Origin of the sequence: Rugamonas violacea, assembly GCF_016461825.1 — a bacterium.
GTDB lineage: Bacteria > Pseudomonadota > Gammaproteobacteria > Burkholderiales > Burkholderiaceae_D > Rugamonas.
Map to the genome: position 1 here is coordinate 1 of NZ_JAEMNU010000080.1, position 8,822 is coordinate 8,822.

General features: G+C 68.8%; 8 protein-coding genes and 1 pseudogene. 8 read left to right on the forward strand and 1 reads right to left on the reverse strand.

The window, feature by feature from the left end:
- The 6 genes and pseudogenes from H7U20_RS15740 to H7U20_RS15765 form a co-directional block, all read left to right on the forward strand.
- Positions 1–472 (forward strand): annotated as a pseudogene (locus tag H7U20_RS15740) (hypothetical protein); the annotation flags it as partial.
- Positions 473–585: 113 nt separating this feature from the next.
- Complete coding sequence (locus H7U20_RS30320) at positions 586–1,107, forward strand: hypothetical protein (protein ID WP_233410794.1); 522 nt, start codon at positions 586–588, stop codon at positions 1,105–1,107.
- On the forward strand, positions 1,104–1,784 hold the full coding sequence (locus H7U20_RS15750; RefSeq protein WP_199760105.1) for a C39 family peptidase: 681 nt from the start codon (positions 1,104–1,106) through the stop codon (positions 1,782–1,784). Before H7U20_RS30320 ends, H7U20_RS15750 begins: the two co-directional genes overlap by 4 nt.
- Positions 1,785–1,795: 11 nt before the next feature.
- Positions 1,796–2,293 (forward strand): hypothetical protein, encoded by a 498-nt coding sequence (locus H7U20_RS15755; protein ID WP_199760106.1) that lies wholly within the window; start codon positions 1,796–1,798, stop codon positions 2,291–2,293.
- Between the two features lie 65 nt (positions 2,294–2,358).
- Entirely contained in the window at positions 2,359–3,780 is a 1,422-nt protein-coding gene (locus H7U20_RS15760) for an acetate kinase (RefSeq protein ID WP_233410795.1), read from the forward strand.
- 205 nt (positions 3,781–3,985) lie between these two features.
- Positions 3,986–4,951, forward strand: coding sequence for an MBL fold metallo-hydrolase (locus H7U20_RS15765; RefSeq protein ID WP_199760107.1), 966 nt, complete (start codon positions 3,986–3,988; stop codon positions 4,949–4,951).
- A gap of 359 nt (positions 4,952–5,310) precedes the next feature.
- Here H7U20_RS15765 and H7U20_RS15770 read toward each other — a convergent pair whose 3' ends face one another.
- A complete protein-coding gene (locus tag H7U20_RS15770; RefSeq protein ID WP_199760108.1) occupies positions 5,311–5,601 on the reverse strand; it encodes a hypothetical protein in 291 nt (96 codons plus the stop codon).
- Between the two features lie 346 nt (positions 5,602–5,947).
- On the opposite strand from H7U20_RS15770, the gene H7U20_RS15775 reads away from it, so the two are divergent.
- On the forward strand, positions 5,948–7,504 hold the full coding sequence (locus H7U20_RS15775; protein ID WP_199760109.1) for a DUF1800 domain-containing protein: 1,557 nt from the start codon (positions 5,948–5,950) through the stop codon (positions 7,502–7,504).
- Between the two features lie 25 nt (positions 7,505–7,529).
- Positions 7,530–8,738 carry a DUF1501 domain-containing protein gene (locus H7U20_RS15780; protein ID WP_199760110.1) on the forward strand — a complete coding sequence of 403 codons (1,209 nt, stop codon included), beginning with the start codon at positions 7,530–7,532 and terminating at the stop codon, positions 8,736–8,738.
- Positions 8,739–8,822: the final 84 nt, after the last annotated feature.

Here is an 8,822-nt window from a genome sequence, read left to right on the forward strand (position 1 = left end):
CGGCGCGGGTGCGGCCGGCGGTGCCGGCAGCAGCACGGCCGGCGCGGGTGCGGCCGGCGCGGCCGGTGGCAATGGCGGCTCGAGCGGCGCGGCGTCGAACAGCGGCGGTGCCGGCGCGGCCGGCGGCGCGGCGACCGGCGGCACGGCCAGCAACGGCGCGCCGACCAACGGCAGCGCCACGGCCGGTGACGGCGGCGCCGGCGGTGGCGGCGGTGGCGGCAACACCGGTGGCGCCGGTGGTTCGGCCGGCACCAACACGGCCGGTGCCGGCACCGGCGGCGCCGGCACCGGCGGCATGGGCGGGGCGGCCGGCAACATCAGCGTCGACGCGGGCACCTTCAACATGTCCAACAGCATGAGCAGCGTCGGCCAGTCGGCCGCCGGCATCATGGTGGCCAACCAGAACAGCGGCATCTCGGCCCTGGTGCAGCAAAGCGTGAACGTGCAGGCGAATTTGGCGGTCGGCAAATAGCCGGGGATGGCGGCGCGCGCCGGCAACGGTGCGTGCCGCCCTGGTCCGGCGCGGCCGGCAGGTGTTGTCGGCCGGCCGCTGCCGGCTGCCGTTTCACGTTGCAGGAGGGCGATATGCTCAGCTTCAAAACCAAACATTGGGCCGGTCGTGCGCTGGCCTTGTCCGTGGCGCTGGCGGCGGTGGCTCCGCTGGGGCGGGCCTGGGCCGGCGCGGACATGCCGGCACCGTCGCCGCCGTCGCCGCCGTCGCAGGATGGCGGCGCGCGGGAGGGCGTGCGGGATGGCGTCGGTGCTGGCGTCGGTGTTGGCGTCGGTGTTGGCGCGCATGGCGGCGCGACAGACGCCGCCGGCAAGCCGTGGCCGCTGCCGGCGGCGCGCGGCGACGATCCCTTCGCGCTGGCGGCGGTGGCGGCCGAGCGGCTGGGGAATATGCGCGGCGGCGCCGACGCCGTGTGGAACGATATGAAACTCAACGGCGCGGTCAGCGGCAACACGGCCGTCAACGTGGCCACCGGCGCCAACATCATCAGCAATGGCTCGTTCAGCAGCGCTTCCGGGCTGCCGATCGCCATCCAGAATTCCGGTGCCAACGTTCTGATCCAGAACGCCACCATCATCAACGTGCAGCTGCAATGAGCGCGCGCAGCCTGGCCATCCTGCTGGCGGCGCTGGCCGTCGCCGTGCCGGCCACGGCGCTGGATATTGCCGGCGCCGGCGGCGGCAGTTACGCGGTGCCGGTGCGCAATTTGAAGGCGAGCCGTTTCGCCGCCACCGTGCACCAGCAGTTCGACTTCAGCTGCGGCTCGGCCGCGCTGGCCACCTTGCTCAGCTTCCACTACGGCCAGCCGGTCGGCGAGCAGGGCGTGTTCGCCGAGATGTACGCCGGCGGCGACCAGGACAAGATCCGCCGCGAGGGCTTCTCGCTGCTCGACATGAAGCGCTACCTGGCGGCGCACGGCTGGCGCGCCGACGGTTTCGAGCAGCCGCTCGACAAGTTGGTGCAGGCCGGCTTTCCCGCCATCGTGCTGGTGTCCGACCACGGCTATCGCCACTTCGTCGTCGTCAAGGGCCTGCGCGACGGCCGCGTGCTGCTGGGCGATCCGGCCGGCGGCGCGCGCGCCATGCCGCGCGCGGCCTTCGAGGCGATCTGGCAGAACCGCCTGTTGTTCGTCATCCACGGCTGGGCCGGCGCGCCGCGCTTCAACGACGCGGCCGACTGGCGCGTGGCGCCGGTGGCGCCGCTGGCGCTGGGTGTGGCGCGCGACGGCCTGAGCACCGTCACGCTGCCGAAAAACGGCGGCGGTAACTTCTGAGGGGGGGGGCCATGCGCTGGCGTCCGCTGCCCCTGTTGTGTCTTCTCGCCAACGGTCTGGCGGCGTCGGCGTCGGCCGCCGACCCGCTCGACGGCTGGCTGCCGCTGCCCGACAGCGCCCTTGAACAGGCCCGTGGCGGCTTCGATCTGGGCAACGGCCTGCTGGTCTCGCTAGGTGTCGAAAGATTGGTTTCGATCAATGGCAATGTCGTCGCAAGCAGTAACTTCAGCATTGCCGACGTGACAAAACTGGGCGGCGCCGAGGCGGTGCGGGCCGGCGAAGCGTTGGCGGCGCTGACGTTGGTGCAGAACGGTCCCGGCAACGTCTTCCAGCCCGCCGGAGCGGAGCGGGCGGCCGGCGCGCTTGTGATCCAGAACAGCGTTAACGACCAGTTGATCCGCAGCCAGACCACCATCAGTGCCACCGTCAACAGCCTGTCCCTGCTCAAGGCCCTGCAGTTCGAGGGCGGCCTGCGCGACGCCCTGAGTAACGTGGTCGGGCCGAAGTGAGGGTGGGCCGGGCGCGGCGGCCTTCATTCATTCATGCGGGACCATCCATAGAACGAGGGGAAACGATGCAAACTAGTGCGAGAGGACGTGCGGGCGTGGCTGCCGTGGCGCTGTTGTTGTGCAGCGGACAGTCTGCCGGCCAGCAGGCGGCCACGGCGGCCGGGGTGACGCAGGGCGAGCCGGGCGCCGCCCTGCGGGAGAAGCTCGAACTCATGCGGCGCCAGCTGGACGAGCAGAAACAGCTGCTGCAACAGTTGCGGCGCCAGGTCGATGAGCAGCAGCGCAGCTTGCTGTTGCTCGGCGGCGCGGCGTCGGCCGAGGCGCTGGCGGCGCAGCGCGGCACCGGGCCGGGTGACACGGCGGGCGCGCCGGCACAGGTGGCGGCACAGGGCGCGGCACAGGGAGCGGGGCAAGGAGCGGCAGCGGGCGCGGCGCCGGCGGAGGGCTCCAGGCAGGGGGCGGCGCCGGCACAGGGCCAGGCGCGTGCCGAGCAGGCGCCGGTCGGCAACGCGCCGCCCAAGGACAGCCGGCCGCCCGAGGTGGCGCCGCTGTTCGAGCAGCCCGGCGTGTTGACCGCCAAGGGCCACTATGTGCTTGAGCCGTCGCTGCAATTCGGCTACTCGTCGAGCAACCGCGTCGCGCTGGTCGGCTACACCATCATTCCGGCATTGCTGATCGGCCTGGTCGACGTGCGCGAGGTCAAGCGCAACACCACCACGCTGACCTTGACCGGCCGCTACGGCCTGAGCCGGCGCATGGAGATCGAGGCCAAGCTGCCCTACGTCTACCGCTCCGACGCCACCGTCAGCCGCGAATACTTCACCGGCGCGGCCAACGAGCGCGTCTTCAATACCAACGGCAAGGCCGCCGGCGACGCCGAGCTGGCGCTGCGCTACCAGCTCAACGAGGGCGGCGCCGACCGCGCGTACTACGTCGGCGCGCTGCGCCTCAAGAGCCGCACCGGGCGCGACCCGTTCAGCGTGGTGACCGACTGCAACCAGCGCTGCACCGGGCCGGACGCCACCGGCACCGGTTTGCCGCTGGACCTGCCGACCGGCTCCGGCTTCTACGCCTTGCAACCGAGCCTGACTTGGCTGTACCCGTCGGACCCGGCGATCTTCTTCGGCAGCGTCAGCTATCTGCACAACTTCCGCCGCCACAACGTGATGCGCCGCATCCAGGGCGGCCAGTTCGAGCCGCTCGGCACGCTGGCGCCCGGCGGCGTGCTCGGCTTCAACTTCGGCATGGGCATGGCGCTCAACGACAAGGCCGCTTTCAGCCTCGGCTACGACCACAGCTCGATCGCCCGCACCCGGCAGAACGGCGTCGCCGTGCCCGCCTCGGTGCGCATCCAGCTGGGCACCTTGCTGCTGGGCTTCTCCTACCGCCTCAACGACAAGCGCACGGTGAATGTCGCCGTCGGCGCCGGCCTGACCCGCGACACGCCCGACGTCCAGTTGTCGGTGCGCGTGCCGATGAGTTTTTAGGCGGCGCAAGGGGCCGACGCGGCGTGCCGGCAACGCCACCCGACGGCGGGCGCGCCGGGCGCGGCGTTGCGGCGGCGGCCCGACGGCGGCGCGCGGCGCGGCGCGGCGCGGCGCCGGGCGCAAGCCCCTCTTATGGCGGGCTCGACCAACAATTCAAAATTGCGGTATCTTAGCGACTCGGGAAATTCTTATAAAAAGGGAAAACATGATTGAGAAGCATTCCAAGTCGGCCCGCGTTGCCGTCCTGTTGGGCGCCGTCGCCGCCGTGTTCGCCGCGCCGGCCTTCGCCGCCGCGCCGCTGGCCAAATTTCAGGCGCCGGGTTTCTACCGCACCATGCTGGGCGACTTCGAGGTGACCGCGCTGAGCGACGGCACCGTCGAGCTGCCCGTCAACACCATCCTTAAAACCAGCCCGGCCAAGGTCGACAAGGCGCTGGCCAAGTCCTTCCTGAAGAGCCCGCTGGAAACCTCGGTCAACGGCTTCCTGGTCAACACCGGCGGCAAGCTGGTGCTGATCGACACCGGCGCGGCGAGCCTGTTCGGCCCCACCTTGGGCAAGCTGGCGGCCAATCTGAAGGCAGCCGGCTACCAGCCGGAGCAGGTCGACGAGGTCTACATCACCCATTTGCACCCCGACCACGTTGGCGGCCTGGCGGCCGGCGGGCTGGCCGCCTTCCCCAACGCCATCGTGCGGGCCGATCAGCGCGACGCCGATTTCTGGCTGAGCCAGGCCGAGATGGACAAGGCGCCGGCCGAGGTCAAGGGCTTCTTCCAAGGTGCGATGAGCTCACTGGCGCCTTATGTCAAGGCGGGCAAGTTCCAGACCTTCAGCGGCAACACCGATCTGGCGCCCGGCGTCAAGGCTTACGCCAGCAACGGCCACACGCCGGGCCACACCACCTACGTGGTCGAGAGCAAGGGCCAGAAGCTGGTGTTGCTGGGTGATCTGCTGCACGTGCAGGCGGTGCAGTTCGACCAGCCCGAGATCGCCGTCACCTTCGACAACGACAACAAGCACGCCATCGCCGAGCGCAAGGAGGCTTTCGCCGCCGCCGCCAAGCAGGGTTATCTGGTCGGCGCCGCGCATCTGTCCTTCCCCGGCCTGGGCCATGTGCGTGCCAACGGCAAGGGCTACCAGTTCGTGCCGGTCAATTACTCGGTGCCGAAGTAATCCGGGTAAGTTGAGCGTCGCCATGCCGGCGACCGTGCCGGCGGCTGACGCCTGCCGCACTGCCGACTTCGCTGATCGGCAGTGCGGCGCTTGGGCCTGGGCGATCCATGAGATCCCGAATGGCAATTATCCTGCTGTGTCCCGGGCATACAGGATTCCCTCCGTCACGTCGACGCAATGCGTCAGGTGAAGCGTGGGAAGATGTCTTTCGTCTATGGATGCCTGGAGAACTTTCTGACCGCCTTTGGTCCTCGGCTCAATACTTTGCTTGCAGCTGCTTGGAACATGGCCCACGGCGACGATGCGTCCCTTTTCGTCGTGCCATATAAATGTTTTAACGTCCGCCATGGTTTCCTCCATCAGGTCGCTTGTACAAACTCGATAAGTCCAACGCTGATATATGGTTGGGGGCCGATGGTCTGGTTCTCCACCCAAAGCGTGCGCGCGAGATTGTCGAAAAATTCGTTCGTGGGACCCTCGGTGAGCTGAGCGGCGATGGACGGGAAGGCCCCGCTCGGCTCGTTTGAATGCAGCGTGACGTTGATACAAAATGCCGCAAATTCATTCTTTCGATACGGATGAATGAATACGCCAACTGTCGCGTGCGGTTCGATTGAATCCCAGCGGAACACCTCTGTTGCTGTTCCCATCGTCGTTCTCCTGTTGTACATGCATACATGCATACATGCGCGCGTCACCGATAACGCGCTTACTCGTCAGTTCGACATCGCAGCATCAGCAAAAGTTCAGTATTACTCTGCCCACACGCACTGCCGGCGGATCGGGTTTCTTTCCGGCGCGGCGACCTGGCGCTTACAAATTATTGCAAAGACTCGCAGACGGAGAAACGTGTGGAGCGAGCTGAAGCGTTAAGATGGTTGGATTGCGGCATGTTCCGTCCCTAGCCGCAATGCTACGCAGCCGCGGCCGCAGCCGCAGCCGCAGCCAATGTAGCCAAGGCCGCAACGGACGTTCCATTTTTCCCGCTGGCCACCTATGGAAAACCTCGCAGTCCTGCGCCGTGCCGCCGCCGTCGCCATCGCCGGTGTGCTGGCCGGCTGCGCCGTGCAGAGTCCGCCGTCCGCCTCCACTGCGCCGGCGCAACTTGCCTTCGCGCCGGCGCAGACCGTCGCCGTGCTCAACCGCGTCACCTGGGGTGTCAACGACAGCACCGCCAAGCGGGCCGCCGCCGCCGGCCTGGGCAGCTATCTGCAAGGCCAGCTGCATCCCGGCGCCGAGCAACTGCCGGCCGCCATACAGGCCCAAGTGGCGGCGCTGACCATCAGCCAGCGTCCGCTGGCCGAGCTGGTGTTCGAGCTGGAGCGGCAACGCAAGGAGGCCGACGCGCTGGTCGACGACGAAGCCAAGAAGGCCGCGCGGCAAGCCTATCAACAGGAGATGAACCGTCTGGCGCGCGAGGCCGCCACCCGCTCGCTGCTGCGCGCCGTCTACTCGCCGAACCAGTTGCAGGAACAGATGAGCTGGTTCTGGATGAACCATTTCAGCGTCCACCAGGGCAAGCACAATCTGCGCGCCATGGTCGGCGATTACGAGGAGCAGGCGATCCGCCCGCACGCGCTGGGCAAGTTCCGCGACCTGCTGGCCGCCACCGTCCACCACCCGGCCATGTTGCGCTATCTGGACAACGAGCAAAACGCCGTCGGCCGCCTCAACGAGAACTACGCCCGCGAGCTGATGGAACTGCACACCCTGGGCGTCGACGGCGGGTATAGCCAGCGCGACGTGCAGGAACTGGCGCGGGTGTTGACCGGCGTCGGCGTCAACCTGGGGCCGGACGCGCCCAAGGTCAAGCGCGAGTTGCAGGGCGACTACCTGCGCCGTGGCCTGTTCGAATTCAACCCGAACCGCCACGACTATGGCGCCAAGCAGTTGCTCGGCCAAGCCTTGCACCGGCGTGGCCTGGCCGAGGTCGACGAGGCCATCGCCCGGCTCAGCAGCCAGCCGGCCACGGCGCGCTTCATCAGCCGCAAGCTGGCGCAATACTTCGTCGCCGACGAGGCGCCGGCGGCGCTGGTCGAGCGCATGGCGCAGACCTTCCTGCGCAGCGACGGCGATATCGCCGCCACCGTGCAAACGATGCTGGCATCGGCCGAGTTCGCCGCCTCGCTGGGCCGCAAGTTCAAGGACCCGCAGCACTACGCCGTCTCGGCGGTGCGCCTGGCCTACGACGACAAGCCCATCCTCAACGCCGGCCCGCTGCTGAACTGGCTCAACCGCATGGGCGAGCCGCTGTACGGCCGCCAGACGCCGGACGGCTACCCGCTGACGCAGGCGGCCTGGGCCAGCCCCGGCCAGATGACCACCCGCTTCGAGATCGCCAAGGCGATCGGCGGCGGCAGCGCCGGCCTGTTCAAGGTCGACGGTCCGCAGGCGCTTGAAAAGGCCGCCTTCCCGCAGTTGTCGAACGCGCTGTACTTCCAGTCGCTGCAGGCGACCCTGGCGCCGGCCACCTTGCGCGCGCTGGAGCAGGCCGCCTCGCCGCAGGAATGGAACGCCTACCTGTTGTCGGCGCCCGAGATGATGTACCGCTAATGAAGTTCCGCCCACGGAGGCCAGCATGAAACGTCGCACCCTACTCAAGGCCACGGCCGCGCTGCCGCTGGCCGGCCTGGCCGGCCGGCTGTGGGCCGCCCCCGCCGCCGGCAACAGCCGCCTGCTGGTGGTCTTTTTGCGCGGCGGTTACGACGCGCTGAACCTGCTGGTGCCAGTTTCCAGCAAGTACTACTACGAGGTCCGGCCCAACATCGGCATCGCCGCGCCCGCCGCCGCCGGCGCCGCCAACCCGGCGGCCAACCCGAACGCGGCGCTGCCGCTGGACGCCGACTGGGGCCTGCATCCGGCCTTGCGGGACAGCATCTATCCGCTGTTCCAGCAGGGCCAGGCCGCCTTCATCCCCTTCGCCGGCACCGACGATACCTCGCGCAGCCACTTCGAGACGCAGGACACGATCGAGTTGGGCCAGGCGCTGGGCGCCAGCCGCGACTACCGCTCCGGCTTCCTCAACCGCCTGGCCGCCACGCTGGGCGGGCCGGCGCTGTCGTTCACCGACCAGTTGCCGTTGATTATGCAGGGCGGTTTGCAGGTGCCCAACATGACGCTGCGCAACCTGGCCAAGCCGGCAGTGGACCAGCGCCAGAGCAGCGTCATCACCGCCATGTACCAGGAGACGGCGCTGGCCGGCCAGGTGCGCGAGGGCTTCAGCGTGCGCGCCGAGGTGATGCGCGAGATGGCCGGCGAGATGGAGGCGGCCAGCCGCAACGCCATCGCCGCCAAGGGTTTCGAGCTGGAGGCGCGGCGCATTGCCCGCTTGATGAAGGAAAAGTACCGCATCGGCTTCGTCGACGTCGGCGGTTGGGACACCCATGTGGGGCAGGGTGGCGCCAACGGCTACCTGGCCGACCGGCTGGGCGAACTGGGCCGCGGCCTGGCCGCCTTCGCCCAGGAGATGGGCGGCGACTGGCGCGATACGGCGGTGGTGGTGGTCAGCGAATTCGGCCGCACCTTCCGCGAGAACGGCAACCGTGGCACCGACCACGGCCACGGCAGCGCCTACTGGGTGCTGGGCGGCGCCGTCAAGGGAGGCCGCCTGGCGGGGGAGCAAAAGAAGGTCGAGGCGGCGACACTGTTCCAGAACCGCGACCTGCCGGTGTTGAACGAGTACCGCGCCGTCTTCGGCGGCCTGTTCGCCCGCATGTACGGGCTCAACAGCGCGCAAATCGAGCAGGTCTTCGCCGGCGTCAAGGCGCGCGACATCGGCCTGGTGTAGGGCGGCGGGAGCGGCGGAGCTTGGGTCTGGCGGAACGCCGCGGCGGCGAAACCCCACGGCGCCCCTGGGGTCGGACCCCGAGGG